The 21,479-nt window shown below is 71.8% G+C and carries 21 protein-coding genes; 8 read left to right on the forward strand and 13 right to left on the reverse strand.

The window, feature by feature from the left end:
• Positions 1-15: 15 nt before the first annotated feature.
• Genes AB0J42_RS09650 through AB0J42_RS09660 form a run of 3 tightly spaced genes read right to left on the reverse strand, consistent with a single transcriptional unit; the run spans position 16 to position 2,502 of the window.
• A complete protein-coding gene (locus AB0J42_RS09650) occupies positions 16-816 on the reverse strand; it encodes an inositol monophosphatase family protein (protein ID WP_364290806.1) in 801 nt (266 codons plus the stop codon).
• A 10-nt stretch (positions 817-826) separates the two neighbouring features.
• Complete coding sequence (locus AB0J42_RS09655) at positions 827-1,444, reverse strand: hypothetical protein (RefSeq protein ID WP_364290808.1); 618 nt, start codon at positions 1,442-1,444, stop codon at positions 827-829.
• Positions 1,441-2,502 (reverse strand): hypothetical protein, encoded by a 1,062-nt coding sequence (locus AB0J42_RS09660; protein WP_364290810.1) that lies wholly within the window; start codon positions 2,500-2,502, stop codon positions 1,441-1,443. Before AB0J42_RS09660 ends, AB0J42_RS09655 begins: the two co-directional genes overlap by 4 nt.
• 110 nt (positions 2,503-2,612) lie before the next feature.
• Between AB0J42_RS09660 and AB0J42_RS09665 the strand changes: the two genes are divergently transcribed.
• Positions 2,613-3,401 carry a methyltransferase domain-containing protein gene (locus tag AB0J42_RS09665; protein WP_364290812.1) on the forward strand — a complete coding sequence of 263 codons (789 nt, stop codon included), beginning with the start codon at positions 2,613-2,615 and terminating at the stop codon, positions 3,399-3,401.
• Here the strand turns inward: AB0J42_RS09665 and AB0J42_RS09670 are convergent.
• The 3 genes from AB0J42_RS09670 to AB0J42_RS09680 are packed head-to-tail and all read right to left on the reverse strand — an operon-like array spanning position 3,398 to position 7,035.
• Positions 3,398-4,171 carry a sporulation protein gene (locus AB0J42_RS09670; RefSeq protein WP_364290814.1) on the reverse strand — a complete coding sequence of 258 codons (774 nt, stop codon included), beginning with the start codon at positions 4,169-4,171 and terminating at the stop codon, positions 3,398-3,400. The genes AB0J42_RS09665 and AB0J42_RS09670 overlap by 4 nt on opposite strands.
• A 9-nt stretch (positions 4,172-4,180) precedes the next feature.
• Positions 4,181-5,419 carry an SPFH domain-containing protein gene (locus tag AB0J42_RS09675; RefSeq protein WP_364290816.1) on the reverse strand — a complete coding sequence of 413 codons (1,239 nt, stop codon included), beginning with the start codon at positions 5,417-5,419 and terminating at the stop codon, positions 4,181-4,183.
• Positions 5,416-7,035, reverse strand: a complete 1,620-nt coding sequence (locus AB0J42_RS09680; protein ID WP_364290818.1) for an SPFH domain-containing protein — start codon at positions 7,033-7,035, stop codon at positions 5,416-5,418. Before AB0J42_RS09680 ends, AB0J42_RS09675 begins: the two co-directional genes overlap by 4 nt.
• A 143-nt stretch (positions 7,036-7,178) precedes the next feature.
• On the opposite strand from AB0J42_RS09680, the gene AB0J42_RS09685 reads away from it, so the two are divergent.
• From AB0J42_RS09685 to uvrB, 4 genes are all read left to right on the forward strand, one after another.
• Positions 7,179-8,093 (forward strand): ABC transporter ATP-binding protein, encoded by a 915-nt coding sequence (locus tag AB0J42_RS09685; RefSeq protein WP_364290820.1) that lies wholly within the window; start codon positions 7,179-7,181, stop codon positions 8,091-8,093.
• A complete protein-coding gene (locus tag AB0J42_RS09690) occupies positions 8,090-8,944 on the forward strand; it encodes an ABC transporter permease (RefSeq protein WP_364290822.1) in 855 nt (284 codons plus the stop codon). The genes AB0J42_RS09685 and AB0J42_RS09690 overlap by 4 nt, the downstream gene beginning before the upstream one ends.
• A gap of 14 nt (positions 8,945-8,958) precedes the next feature.
• On the forward strand, positions 8,959-9,192 hold the full coding sequence (locus AB0J42_RS09695) for a helix-turn-helix transcriptional regulator (protein WP_364290823.1): 234 nt from the start codon (positions 8,959-8,961) through the stop codon (positions 9,190-9,192).
• A 176-nt stretch (positions 9,193-9,368) separates the two neighbouring features.
• Positions 9,369-11,474 carry an excinuclease ABC subunit UvrB gene (gene uvrB, locus AB0J42_RS09700; protein ID WP_364290825.1) on the forward strand — a complete coding sequence of 702 codons (2,106 nt, stop codon included), beginning with the start codon at positions 9,369-9,371 and terminating at the stop codon, positions 11,472-11,474.
• A 247-nt stretch (positions 11,475-11,721) separates the two neighbouring features.
• Here the strand turns inward: uvrB and AB0J42_RS09705 are convergent, their stop codons facing one another.
• Entirely contained in the window at positions 11,722-13,062 is a 1,341-nt protein-coding gene (locus tag AB0J42_RS09705; protein WP_364290827.1) for a cytochrome P450, read from the reverse strand.
• A gap of 85 nt (positions 13,063-13,147) precedes the next feature.
• A complete protein-coding gene (locus AB0J42_RS09710; protein ID WP_364290829.1) occupies positions 13,148-13,783 on the reverse strand; it encodes a GPP34 family phosphoprotein in 636 nt (211 codons plus the stop codon).
• A 179-nt stretch (positions 13,784-13,962) separates the two neighbouring features.
• Here AB0J42_RS09710 and AB0J42_RS09715 point away from each other — a divergent pair, with 179 nt between their 5' ends.
• Positions 13,963-14,448, forward strand: a complete 486-nt coding sequence (locus tag AB0J42_RS09715) for a hypothetical protein (protein ID WP_364290831.1) — start codon at positions 13,963-13,965, stop codon at positions 14,446-14,448.
• A gap of 196 nt (positions 14,449-14,644) precedes the next feature.
• Positions 14,645-14,791, forward strand: a complete 147-nt coding sequence (locus AB0J42_RS09720) for a hypothetical protein (RefSeq protein ID WP_364290833.1) — start codon at positions 14,645-14,647, stop codon at positions 14,789-14,791.
• A gap of 58 nt (positions 14,792-14,849) precedes the next feature.
• Here the strand turns inward: AB0J42_RS09720 and AB0J42_RS09725 are convergent, their stop codons facing one another.
• The 3 genes from AB0J42_RS09725 to AB0J42_RS09735 all read right to left on the reverse strand — a co-directional run bounded on the left by AB0J42_RS09725 (position 14,850) and on the right by AB0J42_RS09735 (position 17,026).
• Positions 14,850-15,431: a hypothetical protein gene (locus AB0J42_RS09725; RefSeq protein WP_364290835.1), complete on the reverse strand. Its 582-nt coding sequence runs from the start codon at positions 15,429-15,431 to the stop codon at positions 14,850-14,852.
• Between the two features lie 88 nt (positions 15,432-15,519).
• Entirely contained in the window at positions 15,520-16,119 is a 600-nt protein-coding gene (locus AB0J42_RS09730) for a DUF4126 domain-containing protein (RefSeq protein WP_364290837.1), read from the reverse strand.
• A gap of 4 nt (positions 16,120-16,123) precedes the next feature.
• A complete protein-coding gene (locus AB0J42_RS09735) occupies positions 16,124-17,026 on the reverse strand; it encodes a phosphotransferase (protein ID WP_364290839.1) in 903 nt (300 codons plus the stop codon).
• A 69-nt stretch (positions 17,027-17,095) separates the two neighbouring features.
• Here AB0J42_RS09735 and AB0J42_RS09740 point away from each other — a divergent pair, with 69 nt between their 5' ends.
• Positions 17,096-19,474 carry an FAD-dependent oxidoreductase gene (locus AB0J42_RS09740; RefSeq protein ID WP_364290841.1) on the forward strand — a complete coding sequence of 793 codons (2,379 nt, stop codon included), beginning with the start codon at positions 17,096-17,098 and terminating at the stop codon, positions 19,472-19,474.
• Here AB0J42_RS09740 and AB0J42_RS09745 read toward each other — a convergent pair.
• Together AB0J42_RS09745 and AB0J42_RS09750 are read right to left on the reverse strand one after the other, a co-directional pair.
• Entirely contained in the window at positions 19,431-20,225 is a 795-nt protein-coding gene (locus AB0J42_RS09745; protein WP_364290843.1) for a GntR family transcriptional regulator, read from the reverse strand. The two genes, AB0J42_RS09740 and AB0J42_RS09745, sit on opposite strands and share 44 nt — an antisense overlap.
• 31 nt (positions 20,226-20,256) lie before the next feature.
• Entirely contained in the window at positions 20,257-21,378 is a 1,122-nt protein-coding gene (locus AB0J42_RS09750) for a nitronate monooxygenase (RefSeq protein ID WP_364290845.1), read from the reverse strand.
• Between the last annotated feature and the right edge of the window lie 101 nt (positions 21,379-21,479).

Consider the following 21,479-nt stretch of genomic DNA (forward strand, 5'->3'; position numbering starts at 1 on the left):
GATTTTTCCCGGTGATCACCCGAGGAGTGCCAGCAGTCCGGGCAGGGCCTTGGGGTGTGCGGCCACGAAACTGCGGTTCTCGGCCGGGCCGTCGATGGTCTCCTCGAACGGCCCGCCGTCCAGCGCCCGGATCTCGATGCCCGCCTCCCGGGCGATCAGGGCCCCGGCCGGCAGGTCGACCGCCTCCGCGCGGTAGCCGACGATCCCGTCGATGTCGCCGCGCGCCAGCATCGCCCACTGCAGCAGTGGCGCCCAGAGCTGCAGCACCCGCCTGGCGCTCAGCTCCAGGGCCGCCTTGAGCAGGCGCGCCTTCGCGTCTTTCCTGCTCACAGCATACCCCTGGGTCCAAGCCAGGAGCGGGCCGTGCGGCGAGGGCCGGTAGGCGGCCGACAGCCGCGACCCGGACGAGGCGAGCGCGCCGCGCCCGCGGATCGCCGACCAGGTCCGCGCCGTCACCGGATCGTGCACCACGCCGACCAGCGGGCGGCCCTCCCGGCACAGCGCCAGCCCGACCACGTAGGCGGGCAGGCCGATGGCCACGTTGTTGGTGCCGTCGAGCGGGTCGACCAGCCACGTCCACTCGCCGCCCGGGGAGCCGAGCAGCCCCGACTCCTCGGCGACCACCGCGTGCGACGGGAACGCCGTCAGGATCCGCCCGACCAGCAGCCGCTCCGAGGCCAGGTCGAGGTCGGTGACCACGTCCCCGCCGCCCCCCTTCTGCCGCACCCCGAGCGCGCCGCGGGCGCCGTCGAGCAGGAGCGTCCCCGCAGCCTCGGCGGCCTCCACGGCGACCGCGCGGGCGTGATCCAGATCCATCGGGCACCCCTCAGCTCAGGTGGGCGGCTACCAGGCGGACGGCCAGCGCCGTCTCCTCGGCGTCGAGCGGCTGCCGCGGCACGTGGTGCCCGGCCGTGCCGAGCGGGCCGAGCGACAGGTCGCGGCTGCCCGGCCGGCCCCGGCCGAGCGCGATCGTGGCGGTCTCCCCGCCCTCGGGGACGACGCTGCTGTGGAAGCGGCCCGACGCGAGCGTGTAGGTCTCGCCGGGCCCGAACACCTCCACCAGGCCCGTCTCGTGCCGCACGGTGCGCGGGGTGGGGGAGATGCGGTCGCCGCCCGGCCCGCTGACCACCTCGAACACCCGGTGCGTGGCGTCCGGCCCGGCGTCGGTCACCACCGCGTGCACGTTGCGCACCTGGCCGTAGAGCACATGGCTGACCAGGTCCCAGCTGTGGCAGTGGATCTGGGAGGTGGTGGTGCGCGCGGGGGCCAGCGAGTCGGACCACAGATGGATGCATACCCCGTCGCCGCCGTCGCGCGCCAGCGGCAGGCAGACGAATCCGAGCGGGTGCCGCACCGCGCGCAGGCCGCCCGCGGAGATCGCGGCCAGCGCCCAGGACCTGGCCCGGCCCCGGGCGAGCTGCCGGTAGACGTCGTCGTAGCTCATGGCCCGCCCGCCCGCGCCAGCGGCTCGCCGTACGGGTCGACCGCGCGCAACGCCTTACGGGCGATGTCGACGACGTCGCGGCCGTCGTAGGACTTGGGCAGCGGCATGCCGATACGCTCGAACAGATCCTGCACCTCCTCGATGGTGGGCTCGTCGCCGAGCGGCACGCTCCGGTAGGTCTCCAGCGGGACCCGGCGCGCCTGCTCGAAGCTGAGCCGCAGCTCGGTCTCGCAGTTCGCGTAGTAGAAGGTGCCCGACAGCGCCGTCATCGCGCGGTTCGGGTCCTCCACCGTCATGATCAGGCGGCTGCTGGACAGGTCCCAGCGGAACGTGGTCATCGACGACGACAGGCCCACCCCGATGTCGAGCAGCCCGTAGCGCTGCCGGTGCCAGAACGCGGCCAGGATCGTCGCGTACGACTCCTTCCTGACCCGGTCGGTGGTCCACCGCTCGCCGGTGGCGTCCGGCAGGTCCGACAGCGACCGCCGGTAGTGCGCGTACGTCTCGCACACCTCGACGTCCGCCGGGTCGAGCACCTCGATGCGGACGGTCAGGTGGCGCTTGTCGCGGCGGGCGGCGGCCACGCACGCGGGCAGCGTGACCGCGCGCAGGTAGGTGCCGGTACCGCCCTTGAAGATCCAGCGCGTGGTGTTCTCGCGCGCCTCGGCGTGCGCCTGCGCGATCTCCTGCGAGCTGCCCAGCACCCGGACGAGCTGGAGCGCGTCCAGCGCCTTGCGGGTACGGTCGACCATGGCCTCGATCTGCTCCAGCCGGTCCAGCCGGGCGGGCAGCCGGCCGAGCACGTCGGCGGTGATGGCCTCCATCGGCGCCTGCCGGGCCCGGTCGCGCAGCAGCGCGGTCGCCACCAGTGCCAGGATCACCAGCGTCGTGGCGTTGACGAGCTGGGTCTGCACGGTCGCGCCGTCGTCGCCGAAGATCTCGTCGGGCATGATGCCGAGCACGCCGATCACGACGGCCAGCAGCAGCGCGATGGCCACGTCGGCGTTCTGCACCGCCCAGGGAGCGATCCGCTTCAACGCCGCCAAGAACCGTGCCATCGCTACCCCGTCCGACGAACAGTCAGTCCCGCCGTCATGGTAACGACCAGGTATAGCGACGGGCCAGCTTATGGAAAGGGCGCGGGCCGTACCGTCTAAGATCGGCGGGCATGACGATCGACCCGGAGGTCCTCGGCTACTACGAGCAGGGCGGCGAAGCGTCCCGGCTGCGCGGGGGCGTCGGGCGGCTGGAGTTCTGGCGCACGCAGGACGTGCTCCGCCGGGTGCTGCCGCCCGCTCCGGCGCGGGTGCTCGACATCGGAGGCGGTACGGGCGTGCACGCCGAATGGCTGGCCGCCGACGGTCACGAGGTCGAGCTGATCGACCCGGTGCCGCTGCACGTGGCGCAGGCCGAGAGGCTGGAGGGGGTGACCGCGCGGCTGGGCGACGCCCGCGACCTGCCCGTGCCCGACGCGAGCGCCGACGCGGCGGTGCTGCTGGGCCCGCTCTACCACCTGACCGAGCGCTACGACCGGGTGCGGGCGCTGGCCGAGGCGCGCCGGGCGGTGCGGCCGGGCGGGGTGGTGGCGGCGGCGTTCATCAGCCGGTTCGCCGCGCTGCACGACGGGGTCGCGCGCGGCTTCGCGCTCCGGCCCGAGCACCTGGCCGCCGAGTATCACGCGGCCGACACCGGGCTCATGGTGTCGCCGCGGGAGGGCGGGTTCCGCGGCTTCTTCCACGATCCCGGCGAGATCCTCGGCGAGTTCGCCGACGCCGGGCTGGGCGAGCCCGCCCGGTACGGGCTGGAGGGCGCGTTCTGGCTGTACGGCGACATCGACGTGTGGCTGGACGACGACGGGCGGCGCGAGCTGCTGCTCGACGCCGCCCGCAGACTCGAGTCAGAGCCGTCGCTGCTCGGGGTGAGCGGCCACCTGCTGGCGGTGGCGACCCGCGGCTAGAACCAGCCGCGCCGGCGCGCCATCGACTCCAGCCCCCGCTGGAGCGCCCGGCCGACGCCCGCCGGGTCGTCGTCGTACCGCACGGTGAAGCGGTTGTAGGCGTCGCGGCCCGCCCGCAGGAAGCCGTCGCGCTGGTCGGCCTCCAGGACCACGTCCATCTGCCGCGGCCCGGCGATGAACGTCAGCTCCAGCTCGTTGAAGTGACGCCGCCATGGGCCGCCCGCGTAGTACTCGATCTCCTGGAAGAACGGCAGCGCCGATCCTTGCAGGGTGCCCCGCTCCAGGTCGGCGCTCTTGAAGCGGAAGCCCATCCGGTCCAGCGCGGCGAGCACGTGGTTCTGGGCCGGGAGGGGCTCCACGAACAGCGGGTCCAGGTCGCCCTTGTCGAGCGCGCCGGCGAGCGCGAGCTCGGTGTGCACGCCGAGCCGCATGCCCCGCAGCGCATGGCCGCCGACCGCGCTGATCGGGGTCTCCCACGGGATCGGGAACGCGAACGGCTGCCGGTGCTCGGCCTTGGCCGCCAGCCGCAGCGGGCCCGACACCCGATGGCGCAGGAAGCTGTAGGACGTCTTGTACTCGCTGTCACGGGATTCGACCTCGACCACCGCCGTCAGGTCGATCGTGATGGCCTCCACCTCGTACTCGGAGCCGCCGCCCCGGAGGTGGACCGCCCCGCGCAGCGGCTCGCCGGGGCGGACGGTCGCGTTGGACAGGACCGTGTCCACCTCGACGCCCGCGCCGAAGACGGCCATCAGCTTGCGGAACACCATGCGGTTCTCCTATGCGGTAGGCGGTTGTTCCTCGATGCTCCTGGTTCCGGCCGAGATGCGGGGGAGCAGCTGGGCCAGCAGCAGCGTGGACAGCGCGGATTCGCCGCCGCTCTGCTGGGTGCGGACCACCAGCGGCTGCGGGGCCTGCTCGGCGAGCTTGGCGCCCACGTCCAGGCGCCTGCGGGCCAGCTCGTACTGGAGGACGGCCCGGTTGTCGCGGTACGACTCGGCCAGCCGGCGCAGCGCCTTGGCCTCGTTCTCGGCGGACGTCAGCTCGGCGCGGCCGCGGGCCTCGATCTCCCAGCGCACCCGCTGCGCCTCGGTCTCCTGCTCCTCCAGCATCCGGGCCACGTCCTTGCGCGCCGTGTTGTGCGCGGCCTTGACCTCGACCACGCGGGCGTCGCGGGTCTTCTTGGCCCGCTCGATCTCCATGAGCAGGGTGTCGATGCGGCGCTTGCGGGTCAGCTCCCACTCGCGCTCGTAGGCCTGCAGCTCCTTGGCGACCTTCTCACGGGTGGCCAGGTGCTGCTGGTACTGGTCGGGCAGCTGCACGTCGGGGATGTTGGCGCCGGTGACGCGCACCCCGTAGCGGCCGAGCTGGCGGTTGAGCGCGTCCTGCATGTCGCCCACGTCGGAGCCGCGCAGGTCGTAGGCCCGCTCGGTGTGGACCCTGCGGCTGCGCTGCCGGATCGCGTCCTGCACGGCACTGGAGAGCACCAGGTCGAAGTTCCCGGCGCCGATGGTGCGGACGAACGCCACCGGGTCGACGATGCGGAACTTCAGGAAGAACTCGATCGACTTCAGCGGCACGCTCTCCGCCGTCGGGCAGGCCACGATCGGGGCCGAGTACGGGATCTCGGTCGAGGTGTCGACGACCGCGTCCACCCGGTCCCAGGGCAGCCAGAGGTAGTGCCGGCCGGGAGGCAGCGTGGAGACGATGGCGCCCCAGCGGCTGCGCACCCCGGTGGTGCCCTCCTCGATCTCGATGATCGCCCGCCGCCACATCGTGAGCAGCGCGACGGCCAGGAAGAACAGCGCGGCCAGCGCGGCGAAGACGGTGAAGTCCGTCATCACGGCCATGCCGGCGAAGTAGACGGCCAGGAAGACCAGGATCATCCAGGAGAAGCCGCGCCGGTCCTTGGGGATGACGACGGGCACGAGCTGGCCCTGCTCGCCGCCGCGCAGCAGCTGGCGGATCTCCGACCAGGACGCCAGAGATTCCTTGATCTTCGAGAACTCGCGGCTCATCGGGGCTCGACCTCCGTGGTGATCTCCAGGTCCGGTGCTTCCTCGACCTCGTCGGCGACCCGCTTGAGCAGCGCGTCGATCTCCGCCTCACGGGAGGCGACGCGGCTGCCGATCTGCTGCAGCCGGACGCGGATGGCGGCCATGTCCTCGGGTGTGAACAGCGCCGCCTCCTTGCTGCCGACCAGCTGCTTGGCCAGGTTCAGGAAGTCGATGTCGGTGTCCTCGCCGACGTGCACGACCTGCGGCAGCCGGGTGGCGATGGACTCCAGCTTGTCCAGCATGTCCTGCTGGAAGCGGTAGTCGAGGATCTCCGGCGCCTCGGCCGCGCTCAGCGCGCGGATGTCGAGCGCCTGCGCCTCCAGCAGCGCCGAGTTGGCCTTGGCCTCGGACTCGGCCTCGACCAGGCGCTGCCTGGCCTGCGCGGTGGCCTGGTGGGTGGCCCGCTCCAGCGCCGTGTCCATGCGCGCCTGGTAGCCGGCGATCTCCGCCTCGATGCCGCTCAGCGTCTCCTGCAGCCCGGCCAGCTCCTTGACCAGGTCGCCTTCGTTCTGCTCCTTGCGCAGGTTCAGCTCGTACTCGTAGGTGTAGGCCTCCTTGGCCACCCGCACCATCTCGGGGGCGGCCAGGTCCATGCGGTACTCCTGGCTGGAGGGCTCGGCGTGGGTGATGTTCACGTCCGTGAGCCGGACCGCGGGCAGGAACTGCTGGTTGAGGCTGTCGAGCATGCCGACCGTGCTCTCGCCGACCAGGTCGTAGATCTCCTCGGCGCGCTGGGCGTAGATGAGGGAGCGGGTGACCTCGCTGATGGCGTTCTGCAGCTTGGACTGGAAGCCGCTCACCGAGCCGAGCACGAAGATGAACTCGGCCGGGTTCTCGATGCGGAACTGCAGGAACAGGTCGACGCTGGCCTTGACACCCTGCTGGGTGGGGGCCTCGCTGATGGGGGCGTTGAAGGGGTACTCGCGGGTGGTGTTGACGATGTAGCTGACCCGCTTCCACGGGTTCAGCAGCGTCACCCGGCCGGGGTCGGCGATCTGCACGAGCTTGCCGAACTGGGTGATGAGCGCCTTGCAGCCCTCCGGCACCATCACCACGCTCCGCCGCCACCACAGGAACGCCGCGGCCAGCACCAGGACCACCCAGTAGTGAGGGCCGAAGAACACGTCGGTGTTGGGGATGACGTTCGCGAGCGCGCCGATCAGGCCGAGGCCGACCAGGATGACCAGCGGCACCACGACCTTGGCGATGCCGCTCTTGGGGATCACCACCGGCGAGATGACGTGCATGCCGTTCTCGGAGAAGCTGCGGTTGACGATCTCGCCGGCTTCGTTGAGCGACGCGGTGCGCGCCTCGATCAGGGTGCCGACCGACGCGCCGCCGTCACGGGCGGCGGCGAAGTCGTGCGGGTTGAGCGCGAAGTCCTGGGCCTCGTCCGGGTTCTGTCCCGGGCCCTGGCCCGGATTCTGCCCTGGATTCTGGCCCGTGTACTGGCCGGCGTACTGACCGGCCTGCTGCTGCACCGCCTGGCCGACGGCTTGACGGATGTTTCCTCCCTGGGCGACCGCCTGGGCTACGCCCCGGCCCGCCTGCATGAGGGCCTCTCTGGGTCGTGACATGAAACCTTCCTCTTCCGCTACAAGCGAGTTCAGACCGTATCGGGTGCGACTTGCCATTTGCTTGCAACGCGACGTCGTACCCCTATTGCCGGATGTAGTACTTGTGCTATCTATGTAGTAGTCCTGCTACATAGGAGGGGGTTATGAGCGCCACCAGAGAACTCGACGGTGACCTCAATGTGATGAACGGGGACGCCGCCGTCGAGGTCACCGGCCTGCGCATGGCGTACGGGGAGAAGGAGGTCCTGCGCGGCGTCGACTTCGCCGTCGCGCCCGGCGAGGTGATCGCCTTACTGGGGCCCAACGGCGCGGGCAAGACCACCACGATCGAGATCCTGGAGGGCTTCCGGGTGCCCTCGGGCGGTTTCGTGCGGGTGCTCGGCGTCGAACCGGCCCGCGGCGACGAGCGCTGGCGCGCCCGGCTCGGCGTCGTCCTGCAGTCCTGGCGCGACCACGGCCGCTGGCGCGTGCACCAGCTCCTGAGCCACCTGAGCCGCTATTACGAACCGTACGCGCGACCCGGGCGAGAGCCCTTCGACACGGGCGAGCTGATCGAGGCGGTCGGCCTCCAAGAGCAGGCGGGCCAGCGGATCAGCCGGCTCTCCGGCGGTCAGCGGCGCCGCCTCGACGTCGCCATCGGCATCGTCGGCCGCCCCGAGGTGCTCTTCCTCGACGAGCCGACCGCCGGCTTCGACCCGCAGGCCAGACGTGACTTCCACGACCTCGTCCACCGGCTGTCGGACCTCGACGACACCACGATCCTGCTCACCACGCACGACCTCGACGAGGCCGAGAAGCTCGCCGACCGCATCCTCATCCTGTCCGGCGGCCGGATCACCGCCGACGGCAGCCCGGACGCCCTGGCCCGCCGGGTCTCCCGCGACGCCCAGGTGCGCTGGAGCCGCGACGGCGAGCACTTCGTGCACGCCACCCAGGACGCGACCGGCTTCGTCCGCGGCCTGTTCGAGCAGTACGGGACCGGGATCTCCGACCTGGAAGTGCGCCGGGCGACCTTGGAGGACACCTACATGGCCATCGTCAAGAAGGAGGAAGCGTGAACCCCACCCTGCACGCCGCGCGGGTGGGACTCGCCCGCGGCTGGATCGAGTTCAAGCAGCAACTCACCAGAGGTCAGGACCTGGGCTTCACCCTGGCCAACACCACGGCCTTCGTCGCGGTGCTCTACTTCCAGCGCGACGCCACGCTGCCCGGCACCGACCTGTCTCTCGCGGCGGCCACGCTGCCCGGCCTGCTCGGCCTGCTGATCCTGATCAATGCGCTCATCGGCGCGGTGGGCACGCTCTCCGTCGAGCGCGAGGACGGCACCCTGCTCCGGGCCAAGGCGTTGCCCCAGGGCATGGTCGGCTATCTGGTCGGCCGGATCTTCACGCTCTCCATGTCCACCATGCTCTCCCTGGTGGTGCTGCTCATCGCCGGGCTGTTCCTGGTGCCGGGCCTGACCGGGATCGGGGCGGGCGGCTGGCTCGGCGTCGCCTGGTTCACGCTCCTCGGCCTGCTGTCCGCGCTCCCGCTCGGCGCGGTCATCGGCGCCATGGCCACCAGCCCGCAGGCCGCCGCCGGGATGTCGCTGCTGACCGTCGGCGGGCTCACCGCGATCTCCGGGATCTTCTACCCGATCACCGCGCTCGCCGGCTGGCTGCAGGGCCTGGCCCACGTCTTCCCGCTTTACTGGCTCGGCCTCGGCATGCGCTCGGCGCTGCTGCCCGACGCGGCCGCCGCCGCCGAGCTCGGCGGCTTGTGGCGGCCGGTCGAGACCACGCTCGTGCTGCTCGCCTGGGCCGTGGCCGGGCTGGCGCTGGCCCCGCCGATCCTGCGCCGGATGGCCAGGCGCGAGTCCGGCTCGCTGATGGAGCAGCGCCGCCACCGCGCCATGCAGCGGATCGGCTGAGAAGATGGGCGACGATGAGCGAGACCGTCTACAACCGCATCGCGCTCCTGCGCGCCGAGCGCGGCGTCACCCGCAGGCAGCTCGCCGAGGCTCTGGGCGTCCACTACCAGACGATCGGCTACCTGGAACGCGGCGAATACAGCCCGAGCCTCTATCTGGCGCTGCGCATCGCCGAATACTTCGAGGTGCCGGTGGAGGTCGTGTTCTCCACGAAGCCGTTTCCGCGGATCGGCGAGCGCACCGCCTGACGTAGGGCACAGTAACGGGAGTTCGTGCCTCGGCCGCCGCCCGTATCCAGGCCTTCTCCGGCTTCTGTCTGCTGGACCGTCTGCGGCTGACCGCGTACTGCCGATGCGCGAGGACGACGTCCCCCAACCCGTCACGGGGTGAGTTTCTGTCGGTGGGTGCGCCTACAGTGGGCAACATGCGTCCGGTCACAGACTTGCAGCGGAAGGTGGCGCCCTTCAAGGTCGTCACCGAGATGACTCCCTCGGGCGACCAGCCGACGGCCATCGCCGAGCTGGAGCGCCGCGTCAAGGCCGGGGAGAAGGACAGCGTGCTGCTCGGCGCCACCGGCACCGGCAAGACCGCCACGATCGCCTGGCTCATCGAGCGCGTGCAGCGGCCCGTCCTGGTCATGCAGCCCAACAAGACGCTCGCCGCCCAGTTCGCCAACGAGCTGCGCGAGATGCTGCCCCACAACGCGGTCGAATACTTCGTCTCCTACTACGACTACTACCAGCCCGAGGCGTACGTCCCGCAGAGCGACACCTACATCGAGAAGGACTCCTCGATCAACGACGAGGTCGAGCGGCTGCGCCACTCGGCCACCAACTCGCTGCTCACCCGCCGCGACACCGTCGTGGTCGCCTCCGTCTCCTGCATCTACGGCCTCGGCACGCCGCAGGAGTACGTCGACCGGATGACGCGGCTGCGCGTCGGCATGGAGATCGACCGCGACCGGCTGCTGCGCCGCCTGGTCGACATGCAGTACGCCCGGAACGACGTGGCCTTCACCCGGGGCACGTTCCGGGTGCGCGGCGACACCATCGAGATCATCCCGAAGTACGAAGAGCTCGCCGTCCGCATCGAGATGTTCGGCGACGAGATCGAGAAGCTCGCCACCATGCACCCGCTCACCGGCGAGGTCCTCACCGAGGACGACGAGCTCTACATCTTCCCCGCCTCCCACTACGTCGCGGGCGAGGAGCGGATGGCCAACGCCATCGCCGGCATCGAGGCCGAGCTGGCCGAGCGCCTGGCCGAGCTGGAGCGGCAGGGCAAGCTGCTGGAGGCGCAGCGGCTGCGCATGCGCACCACCTACGACATCGAGATGATGCGCCAGATCGGCACCTGCTCCGGCATCGAGAACTACTCGCGCCACATGGACGCCCGCGAGCCCGGCAGCCCGCCCAACACGCTGCTCGACTACTTCCCCGAGGACTTCGTGCTGGTGCTCGACGAGTCCCACCAGACCGTGCCGCAGATCGGCGCCATGTACGAAGGCGACGCCTCCCGCAAGCGCACCCTCGTCGAGCACGGCTTCCGGCTGCCGTCCGCGCTCGACAACCGGCCGCTGAAGTGGGAGGAGTTCCTGGAGCGCATCGGGCAGACCATCTACCTGTCCGCCACCCCCGGGCCCTACGAGCTGGGGCGGGTCAAGGGTGACGTGGTCGAGCAGGTCATCCGGCCCACCGGGCTGGTCGACCCCGAGGTCGTGGTCAAGCCGACCAAGGGGCAGATCGACGACCTGGTCCACGAGATCCGCGAGCGGGCCGAGCGCGACGAGCGCGTGCTCGTCACCACGCTCACCAAGAAGATGGCCGAAGACCTGACCGACTACCTGCTGGAGCTCGGCATCCGGGTCCGCTACCTCCACAGCGAGGTCGACACCCTGCGCCGCATCGAGCTGCTGCGGGAGCTGCGCACCGGCGAGTTCGACGTGCTCGTCGGCATCAACCTGCTGCGTGAGGGGCTCGACCTGCCCGAGGTGTCGCTGGTCGCCATCCTCGACGCCGACAAGGAGGGCTTCCTGCGCTCCGAGACGTCGCTCATCCAGACGATCGGCCGCGCCGCCCGTAACGTGTCGGGCCAGGTCCACATGTACGCGGACAAGGTCACGCCGTCGATGGAGCGGGCGATCGACGAGACCAACCGGCGGCGGGCCAAGCAGATCGCCTACAACGAGGCCAACGGCATCGACCCGCAGCCGCTCCGCAAGAAGATCGCCGACATCCTCGACTCGCTGCACCGCGAGGACGCCGACACCCAGCAGCTCATGGGCGGCGGGCGGTCCCAGTCCCGGGGCAAGGCGCCGGTGCCCGGCTTCACCGCCAAGGCGGGGCAGCACGCCAAGGCGATCGCGGGGGAGATGCCCCGGGCGCAGCTGGAGTCCCTGGTCGACTCGCTGACCGAGCAGATGCACCAGGCGGCCGCCGACCTGCAGTTCGAGGTCGCCGCCCGGCTCCGCGACGAGATCAAGGAGCTCAAGCGCGAGCTCCGCGACATGCGCGAGGCCGGGGTCAGCTAGGGGTTCCTTCTGCCGCCGCGGTGGTAGACGGGCGCCCCGGGCCTCCCGGAGGCGGATGCCCTTACGGGCCGACAGCACAAACCTCGTCGGCATCGCGCGCTTGAGGCTGGTGATGTTCTGCGGGCTGGCAGCACAGACCCGGGCCATCGCACCCCGGAGGCTGACCGCCCCCGGGGTGGGCCGGGCGCGGGCGGTTCCCGCCGTAGCTGAAGTGCCGCCTTCCGGGCCGTGTGAGCGCGGGCCGCCGTCAGTCCGGGTCCGGTACGCGGGGATCGGGGATCATGAGCAGGCCGTCGGGCCGGGGGACCACGCTGGCGACGGCTGTCACCTTGGCCTGGGGAGGCAGGCGGAAGCGCCAGCGGGAGCAGAGCGTGGCGAGCACGATGACCATTTCGGTCCAGGCGAAGGCGTCGCCGATGCACTTGTGGGGGCCCGCGCCGAAGGGCAGGAACGCCTTGCGCGGGATCTGCCGCGCCCGCTCGGGCAGCCAGCGGTCGGGGTCGAAGCGTTCGTCGAAGAAGCGGGCGTCGCGGTGGATCAGATACGGGCTCAGCAGGACGTCGGCGCCCTGGGGCAGGGTCGCGTCCCCGACCGGGACCGGTTCGACGGTGCTGCGCATCAGCAGCAGGGCCGAGTAGAGGCGGCTGGCCTCGGTGAGGAGCCGGCCGGTGAACGGCAGGCGCGGCACGTCCTGCGCCTCAGCCGGCCGCGAGCCGAGCACCTCATCGAGTTCGGCGTGCAGCCGGTGTTCGAGGGCGGGGTCGCGGGCCAGCTCGTACAGGGTCCAGGCCAGGATGGCGGCCGGGGTGTCGGTGCCGGCCAGCATGATCGTGATGATCTCGTCGCGCATCTGCCCGTCGGTCAGGCCCGCGCCGCTGTCGGGGTCGCGTGCCTCCTGCAGGGCCGTGAGGAGGTTCCGGCCGTGCGGGGCCGTGGTGCGGTGCCGGCTGATCGCCGTCTCGATGGTCTGGCGCAGCCTCCGGATGGCCAGGTCGTAGCGCCGGTTCAGCGGCAGCGGCAAGCGTTCGAAAGCGGGCGGCAGGAAGGCGCGCAGTGCCACGCCGTTCGTCACCACGGGCAGCGACCGGTCGACCTCGGCCACGACCGGGCCCGCCAGGTCCACCGAGAACAGCGCCTCGGCGGCCGCGCTCACGGTCAGCTGGTAGAGCCGGCGGTCGATCCGTACGGGTTCGCCAGGCTTGAGGGAGTCGCTCAGCTGGTGCGCCCGCCTCAGCATGATCGGGCCGTAGTTGGGGATCTCCGCGGCGCGGAGGGGCGGCTGCATCAGGCGGCGGCGCCTGAGGTGGGCGGATCCGGCCAGCGTGGCGAGGCTGTCCCCGATGAGCGGTTCGAGCTGTTTGAACATGCGGCCCACGCCGAGGGTGTGCGCCCGTGCCGCCAGCAGGTCGTCGGCCGGCTCGTACGCCGTGACGACGTACATCGGCGTGGTGCCCAGATAGATCCGGACCAGCCCTCCACGGGCGGCGGAGGCGAGTGACCTCACGAAGCCGAGGGGGGAGCGTGCCAGGTGGGGTAAGTGACCGGCCAGCGGGAGTCGTCCTGGTGCTGTGGGAATCGCCTTCGCCACGTACCACCTCTCGCGGTATCCAAATGATCATCTAGAGATGAGGCAACCTCAGGTGCGGCCGATTGTCCAGGGCCCGGATCGATGGTCAGGTGGATGCGCCGCCCGCGAGCCTGCCGATGCTCTCCCTCGCCGCTTGGGCGAAGGACTGCGAGACCAACGCGCCCACGGGATCCTGGGCCGTGATCTCCTTGGCGCGGCGGCGCTCCTCCGCCGACAGGAACGCGGGCAGCACCCGGCAGGCGTGCGCCAGTGAGACGAACGCCGAGGTGCGCGCGTCGGGCCGGCCGCCGGACAGCGCTGTGCGCAAGCGGTCGTGGAGCGACTCCCTCGGCCGCGGATCCCTGTCCGGGAAGACCTCTTCTTTGAAGATCCGCAGGTAGCGGCGCGTTTCCGCGGTCATGACGCCTCGCTGTACGAGCCGGGCCAGCAGGCGGGAGCGGCGTTCGGGCGTGTACATGGAGATCCACCAGTCACCGAAGGCCGGTGGCGGGCCGGGGTGCGTCGCCAGCCGTTGGAGGGTCTCGTCCAGCTCGGTGTCGCCGGTGGGCTCCGGGGCTCGTACGCGTAGGTGCCCGTTCTCCAGGGTGACCCTGTTCAGGATGACGAGTTCGGCGAGCACGGCCGCGCTCAGCGTGTAGTCCAGCATCTCCAGGTTGACCGAGGGCGTGCCGCGGGGGCGGTAGGCGAGCAGGAGGAGTTCTTCGGCCATGAGCAGCTCCATGTCTTCACTCTGGCGCATCGCGGGCAGGTGCGGGTTGGGTCGTCAGAGCTCGGCGACCTGGCACGGAAACACGATCGCGGGGGAGTGCGGCGGGCGGATATCGTGCCGGGGTGCGGCGATGCGGGGAGTGCGGGGAGTGGGAGCCGGCCGGGGCGCCGGGGTGTGCTTCCTGTGCCCGGATGGTGGACGGGCTGGTCGAGGAGGGGTGGCGGGCGTTTCTGGCCCGGGAGTTCGGTGAGCTCTCCGCCGAGGAGGAGCGGGAGGTCGCCGCGATGGTGATCGACGAGCTCGACCGGCACCTCTGGCGGGTGGTCGACGCGGCCTACGACCGGCTGGCGTGCGAGGAGTGCGGCGGGAGGCTGAGCCGGGGGCCCGGCGGGTGCGCGACCTGTGACCGGGCGCACGGCTACCGGTACGCGGCGGTCGAGGTCGACCGGCCCGGCGTGGTGCCGGGGAACGAGCACGCGCTCCGGGTCAACGTCTCCGTCGTGCGCAGACCGTACGGGATCTCGGAGAAGGAGCTGCTGGCGCGGCGGCTGGCGCTGCCGATCCTGCTGGAGGGCCACCTGCCGACGACGGCGCAGGCCCAGGCGGCCCGCGCCATCCTCGCCCGGGGCGGATCGGGCGAGGAGTACGCCGCCCACATCTACCGCGACCTGGGCTGACGGGGCTTCTAGCGCCGGGCCTTGTCGAGATCGAGGTCGATGTCGACCTGGGAGCCGATGTCGGTCCGCAGCCGCCCACGATGGATGCCGGTGGGCACGTACGCCTTCACCACGGGCTCCGGCTCGAAGGTGCGGGGCGCTGTCTCCGCCCCAAGGTCACCGTCATCTGACGGGTGACGACGAGATTCTCTGGAGGGTGGAGTTCCCGTTCGAGCAGTCTGAGGGCGAGCATGTGGGACATCGGCTGCGGCGGCGGCAGGATGAGCGCGCCGTCGATCAGCTCGACGCGCGGGGGTGCGCCGGAGGGGTGCTGGTCGAGCAGGGCGGCGGTCCAGCCGCCTAGAAGGCCCGGGTAGAGCCGGTCCGGGAGGGCTGTCGTCGTGAGGGCGCGGCCGGTGACGTCAGGGCTGGTCTCTGCGGTCCTGCATGGACCTGCGGTAGAGGTCGTCGATTTCCTGGAGGGGGTCGGGGGCGGGGCGGCGGGCTTCGATCTCCAGGTCGGTGCGGAGGGTCAGGTCGGCGATGCCGGTGGCCGAGTGTTGCACCTGGTCGCTGAGGAGGTCGGAGCGGATGCGGGCGCACATGGCCGCGAGTTTGGCCTGGTGTTCGCGGAGCCGGTCGAGGGTGGCGGGGTCGGTGTGCTGCGAGAGGCGGGCCTGCTGGGCGTACATGCCGAGATGGCTGTCGTGCGCGTCGGTCTGGGCCGTCAGCTCGGCCATCAGGCGGGGCAGCTCGCCGATGCCCCAGCCCTGGCGCTGGGCCTGCTCGACCGCCTGGCGGGTGAGCGAGACCTCGCGGCGCAGCTCCAGGCGGAGGCGTTCGATCTCGGCGGCGTCGCCGGAGCCCATGGCGTTGACGTGGGTGGCCAGCCGGGTGGTGGCCTCCTTGGCCTTGCCGGCGGCCTTCTTGCCGAGCTTGACGAGCAGGTAGATGCCGACTCCGGCGATCAGCATCAGGAACGCCAGGATGACCAGGATGATCATCAGGATATCGCCGAAAATCGGGGACACCTCCTGTGTGGGGCTCTCGGTTCGAGGATAGTGCCCGGGAGCCGATGGGAAAGGCCGTGGCTCAGGGGGACGCCAGGCGGGACCGGCGGCGGGCGCGCAGCCGGCGGACCCGTTTGATCACCCACCAGGCGATCAGGGCCAGCAGGATCAGGGCGAGGACGACCAGGATCGGGGCGAAGATCGCCACCAGGCTCAGGCCGAGGGCGCCGCTGTCTTCGGCGACGCTGGCCACCGGGGCGCCGGTGCCCGCCGTGGTGGTGTTGACGACCGGCCGGGCGGCGGTCTTCAGCAGGTGGACGGCGAGGGCCATGACGATGCCGAGCACCCAGCCGATCCACGGGTTCTCCGCCATCCAGGTGGAGTTGTCGAGCTCGGCCGCCGCGCTGGTGGCGCTGAACACCACGCCGCCGGAGGCCGGGCGGATCGCCGTCTGGATCACGTCGTTCACCGTGTCGACGGCCGGCACCTTGTCGAGCACGAACTCGGCGGTCAGGAGCAGCGCGAGCACGCCGAGCACGCCCCAGTTCGACAGCCAGTCGTAGCCGTCGGGCAGCTTCACGGCGTCGGTGATGTTGGACAGCACCCCCACGACCAGCAGGGGGATGTAGGCGTTGAGCCCGGCGGCGGTGGACAGGCCGAGCCCGGTCAGGGCGCTGAACATGGCTCTAGTCTGCCCGGACCGCCTCGTCCATGAGCCGCGAAAGCTCCGAACCGGTGAATTCGGACACCGCTCGCTCGTACTTCTCCATCCCCCACGACCAGAAGTCGAAGTCGATGGACTGGTTGGCGCCGTCCTGGATCGACGCCCAGAGCGTCCACCCGTACTTGGACATCAGCCCCAGCAGCCGGGCGCGGGCGATCTTGTGGCGCAGGCGGCGGCCGTAGTAGGCGGTCACCAGCTCCTCCAGCCGGTGGACCGGGAGGTCGGACTCGCTCCACAGGTTGCCGAGCTCGAAGCAGGGGTCGTTGTTGCCCGCGTACTCGTAGTCGATCAGCCAGAGGCGCCGGCCGTCGTCGATGATGTTGCCGGCCAGCAGGTCGTTGTTGCACGGCACCGTCGCCCCCCGCCGCACTTCCAGACATTTCTGGATTTGAGCGACAAGCGGCATGAAATCCAGATACCGCCGCGGCAGCCGGAACCCCCGCTCCCGCACCACCCCCAGATACCGCCGCTGCACCTCGAACATGTCGAAGTCCCGGGAGAACCGCGGCCCCGCGTGCAGCCGCCGGCACGCCTCCGCCAGCCGGGGCAGATTGACCGGGGCCCGCACGTCGGCCTCGGTGAACGTACGCCCCGCGATGTACCCCACGACCAGCCCCTCACCGGGCAGATAGGCGTGGACCGGCGCCCCCACCCCCGCCTCGGCCGCGGCCAGCGTCGCCTGGTGCTCGGCGTCCCGGTCGATGAACAGCAGCGACCCCTCGCCGCCGAACACCCGCACCACGAACACCCCGCCGCCGGTCGTCACCTTGAAGTTGCGGTTGGTCAGCCCGCCGGGCAGCTCCTCCACCGAGCGCGGCACGCCGGACAGGAGGGGGATGCGGTCGAGGATCTCGAGCACGGCCATGGTCGATGCTAAATCGCCCCGCCCCGAACGGTCTAGACCATTTAAGAGCCGGAGAGTTAGCCTCGCGGAATGAGCGACTCCGCGCGCATCGTGATCATCGGGGGTGGCGTCGGCGGCGCCTCCGTCGCCTACCACCTGACCCTGCTCGGCGAGCGGGACGTGATCCTGCTCGACCGGGACGAGCTCACCAGCGGGTCGACCTTCCACTCGGCCGGACTCGTCGGCCAGCTCCGCGCCGACCCGACGCTGGCCAGGATGAACCAGTACTCCGTCGAGCTCTACCGCACCCTCGACGCGGGCTGGACCGAGTGCGGCGGCATCAAGCTCGCCTCCACCCCCGAGCGGATGGCCGAGATCCGCCGCCAGATCGGCTGGGCCCGCACGTTCGGCCTGCCGCTGGAGGAGATCTCCGTCGCCGAGGCGGCCGAGCTGTTCCCCCTGATGAGCACCGAGGGCGTGACCGGCGCGGCCTACCTGCCGACCGACGGCCAGATCGACCCCTCCCGGCTCTGCTACGCGCTGGCCGCCGGGGCCAGGCAGGGCGGGGCGCGCATCCGTACCAGGACGAGAGTGCTCGGCCTGGACGTCGCCGACGGCCGCGTGACCGGGGTACGCACCGACCAGGGCGACATCGACTGCGAGATCGTCGTCAACTGCGGCGGCATGTTCGCCGCCGAGATCGGCCGGATGGCCGGCGTGCGCGTGCCGATCGTGCCGATGTCCCACCAGTACGTGGTCACCGACGGCTTCCACGACCACCGCGGCCTGCCCACGCTGCGCGACCCCGACCTGCTCGTCTACTACCGGCAGGAGCTCGGCGGGCTGGTCATGGGCGGGTACGAGCGAGAATGCGCCCCCTGGACGGCCACGGCCGGCTCCTACGACGCGATACCGGCGGACTTCAACGGCCGCCTGCTGCCCGAGGACTGGCCGCGGCTGGAGGAGATCTTCGACAACTCCCGCCGCCGCGTCCCGGCGATGGCCGACGTCGGCATCCGCAAGCTGATCAACGGGCCGGAGGCGTTCACCCCCGACAACGAGTTCTGCCTGGGCGAGACCGAGGTGGGTGGCTTCTACGTGGCGGCCGGGTTCTGCGCGCACGGCATCGCCGGGGCGGGCGGTATCGGCAGGGTGATGGCCGAGTGGATCGTCGAGGGCGAGCCGTCCATGGACCTGTGGCACATGGACATCCGCCGCTTCGGCGCCCAGTACCGCTCGCCCTCCTACACGCTCGCCAGGGCCGTGGAGAACTACGAGACCTACTACGACATCCGCTATCCGGGCGACGAGCGGCGGGCGGGCCGGCCGTTGCGGGTCTCTCCCGCGTACTCCTGGCACCGCGCGCACGGCGCGGTGTTCGGCGAGAAGGCCGGCTGGGAGCGGGTCGACTACTACGAGACGAACGCGGGCGGCGGGGACGAGCGGCCGCGAGGCTGGGCCGGGCGCGGCTGGTCGCCCGCGATCGGCGCCGAGCACCGGGCCACCCGCGAGGCCGCCGGGCTGTTCGACGAGAGCTCGTGCGCCAAGATCGAGGTGACCGGGCCGGACGCCGCCGCGCTCCTGGAGTGGGTGTGCGACAACCGGGTGGCCCGGAAGATCGGCGCGGTCACGTACACGCAGGCGCTCAACCGGCGCGGCGGGATCGAGTGCGACTTCACCGTCACCCGGCGCGGTGAGCGGGAGTTCCTGATCGTCACCGGCACCGCGTTCGGCTCGCACGACCTCGGCTGGCTGCGCAAGCAGGCCCGGCTGCGCGGCGCTGACGTGCGGATCGCCGACGTGACCGGGCAGTACGCCTGCTTCGCGCTGTGGGGGCCGCGCGCCCGCGACATCCTCGGCGCGCTCACCCCGGGCCCGCTGGACTTCCCGTTCATGTCCTCGCGCGAGCTGACCGCGGGCGGCGTGCCGGTGCTGGCGCTGCGGGTGACGTTCGTCGGCGAGCACGGGTGGGAGCTCTACTGCTCCAGCGAGTACGGGCTCGCGCTCTGGGAGTCGCTGTGGCGGGCGGGCGAGCCGCACGGCCTGGTGGCCGGAGGCTACAAGGCCGTCGACAGCCTGCGCCTGGAGAAGGGCTACCGGGTGTGGGGCGCGGACATCGGCCCCGAGACCACGCCGTACGAGGCGGGGCTGGGCTTCTGCGTGAAGATGGACAAGGACTTCCTGGGCAGGCAGGCGCTCGACCCGCGCCCGTCGCGGCGGCTGCGCTGCGTCACACTGGGCGACCCGCGGGCGGTGGCGCTCGGCAACGAGCCGGTGCGGGTCGACGGCGAGGTGGCCGCCCGGGTCACCTCCGGCGGCTACGGCTACACGGTCCGGTCCTCCATCGCCTACGCCTACCTGGAGGCCGGTCCCGGCACCAAGGTCGAGATCGAGGTGGAGGGCGCGTGGGTGCCCGGTGTGGTGGTCAGGGACCCGCTCTATGACCCGGCGGGGGAGCGGGTGCGCTGAGGCCGGACCGCGTCGAGATCCGCACCCGGTCGGGGCGGAACAGGTCGCGGGCGTGCTCGACCGGCGTCCCTCCGGCGGCGCGGGCGGTGCGCTCGATCCGCATGAGCGGCGCGCCCGGCTCGATGCCGAGCTCCGCCGCCTCCTCGGCCGTCGCGACCACCGGATCCAGGTGCTCCAGCATGCTGCGCGGCGCGAGACCGTACTTCCCGGCCAGCAGCGCGTGCAGCGGCCCCGACAGGTCCTCCTCCAGCAGGCCGGGCAGCGCGGGGAGGAACGAGCGCTCCAGAGCCACCGGCGACCGGCCCGCTGAGCGCACCCGCGCGACCTCGTGCACCGGCTCGCCCGCCGCCAGCCCCAGCGCGGCGGCCACCGGCGCGGGGGCGGGCACCGTGCGCGCCGTCAGGACGCGCGTGCGCGCCCGCGGGTGGGCGCGGCGCAGCTGCTCGGTGAACCCGGCCACTCCCGTCAGGTCGCAGTCGGCGCGCGGCTCGGCCACGAACGCGCCGCCCGACCGGCCCGGCACCCTGACCAGCACCCCGTCGAGCTCCAGCCGCGCCAGCGCCTGCCGGAGCGTCATCCGGCTCACGCCGAGCCGCCCGGCCAGCTCCCGCTCCCCGGGCAGCCGGTCGCCGGGCGCCAGCTCGCCGCGGCCGATCGAGCCGAGCAGCCACCGTTCGATCTGCACGTGCGCGGGCACGCCGGTGCCCCGCTCCAGCTCAGGGGGTGTCCCGACCACACCGCATACTGACATGATCCGGGGCTGTAACGCCAAAACGGGCGAATCAGGCCGACAGCCGCTTGAGGCGGTCCAGCGCCGCACCGAACTCGCTGATCATCTCGTACACCACCTCACGGGCGGGCTTCACCTGGTCGAGCTGGCCCACCACCTGGCCGACGAAGTAGCCGGCCAGCTCCAGCGCGCCCGGCTCGCCCCGCTCGGCCGCCGCGACGATGCGGGCCATCGCGTTCTCGGCCACCAGCATCTGCAGCGGCATGCCCAGCGGCCCCGGGCTCTCCTGGGCGTGGTCCCACTCCTCGGTCCACGCGGAGACGAGCTGGCGGGCGGGCTTGCCGGTACGGGAGCGCGACCGGACCGTGTCGAGCGACGAGGCGGCCAGGAACTTGCGCTTGACCGCCTCCGGCGTCTCCGCCTCCTCCGTCGTCAGCCAGACCGAGCCGCACCAGACGCCCTCGGCGCCCAGCGCCAGCGCCGCCGCGAGCTGACGCCCCGAGGCGATGCCGCCCGCGGCCAGCACCGGCACCGGCGCCACCGCGTCCACCACCTGCGGCACCAGCACCAGCGTCGAGATCTCGCCGGTGTGGCCGCCCGCCTCGGTGCCCTGCGCGACGATGATGTCGGCGCCCGCGGCCACCTGCCTGCGGGCGTGCTCCACCGTGCCGACCAGCGCCGCCACCGGCACCCCCGCCGCCCGGGCCCGCTCCGCCATCTCCGGCGGCGGCGGCCCCAGCGCCGAGGCGATCAGCCCGATCGGGTGCCGCAGCGCCACGTCGATCAGCCCGGTCGCGCCCGCCGCCGACACCCGCCGGGCGAACGCGTCCGCCCCCGCCCCCACCGTCTGCCCCGGCCCGCCCACGCCGTACTTGGCCAGCAGGTGCGCGACGAAGTCGCGGTGCCGCTCGGGGATCAGGTCGGCGGCCCGCACGCCGCGGCCCGCGGCGGCGTCCACCTGGCCGGGGACGAGCACGTCCACGCCGTACGGCCGGCCGCCCACCTGCCCGTCGATCCAGGTGAGCGCCGCGTCGAGCTCTGCGGGGGTGTACGCGACGGCGCCCAGCACGCCGAACCCGCCCGCGTTCGTCACGGCCGCCACCACGTCGCGGCAGTGGCTGAAGGCGAAGAGCGGGAACTCGATGCCGAGACGCTCGCTGACGACGGTCCGCATGATGTGACGCTATCCGGCCAGGCCCCGCTTGTCAGGGGGGCGGGGCTTGCCACGGCGGGGGTGAGGTTGACAAGATCAAGATGCTCCGGCAGGGGGAGCGG

Source organism: Nonomuraea sp. NPDC049649, from assembly GCF_040675175.1.
Classification (GTDB): domain Bacteria; phylum Actinomycetota; class Actinomycetes; order Streptosporangiales; family Streptosporangiaceae; genus Nonomuraea.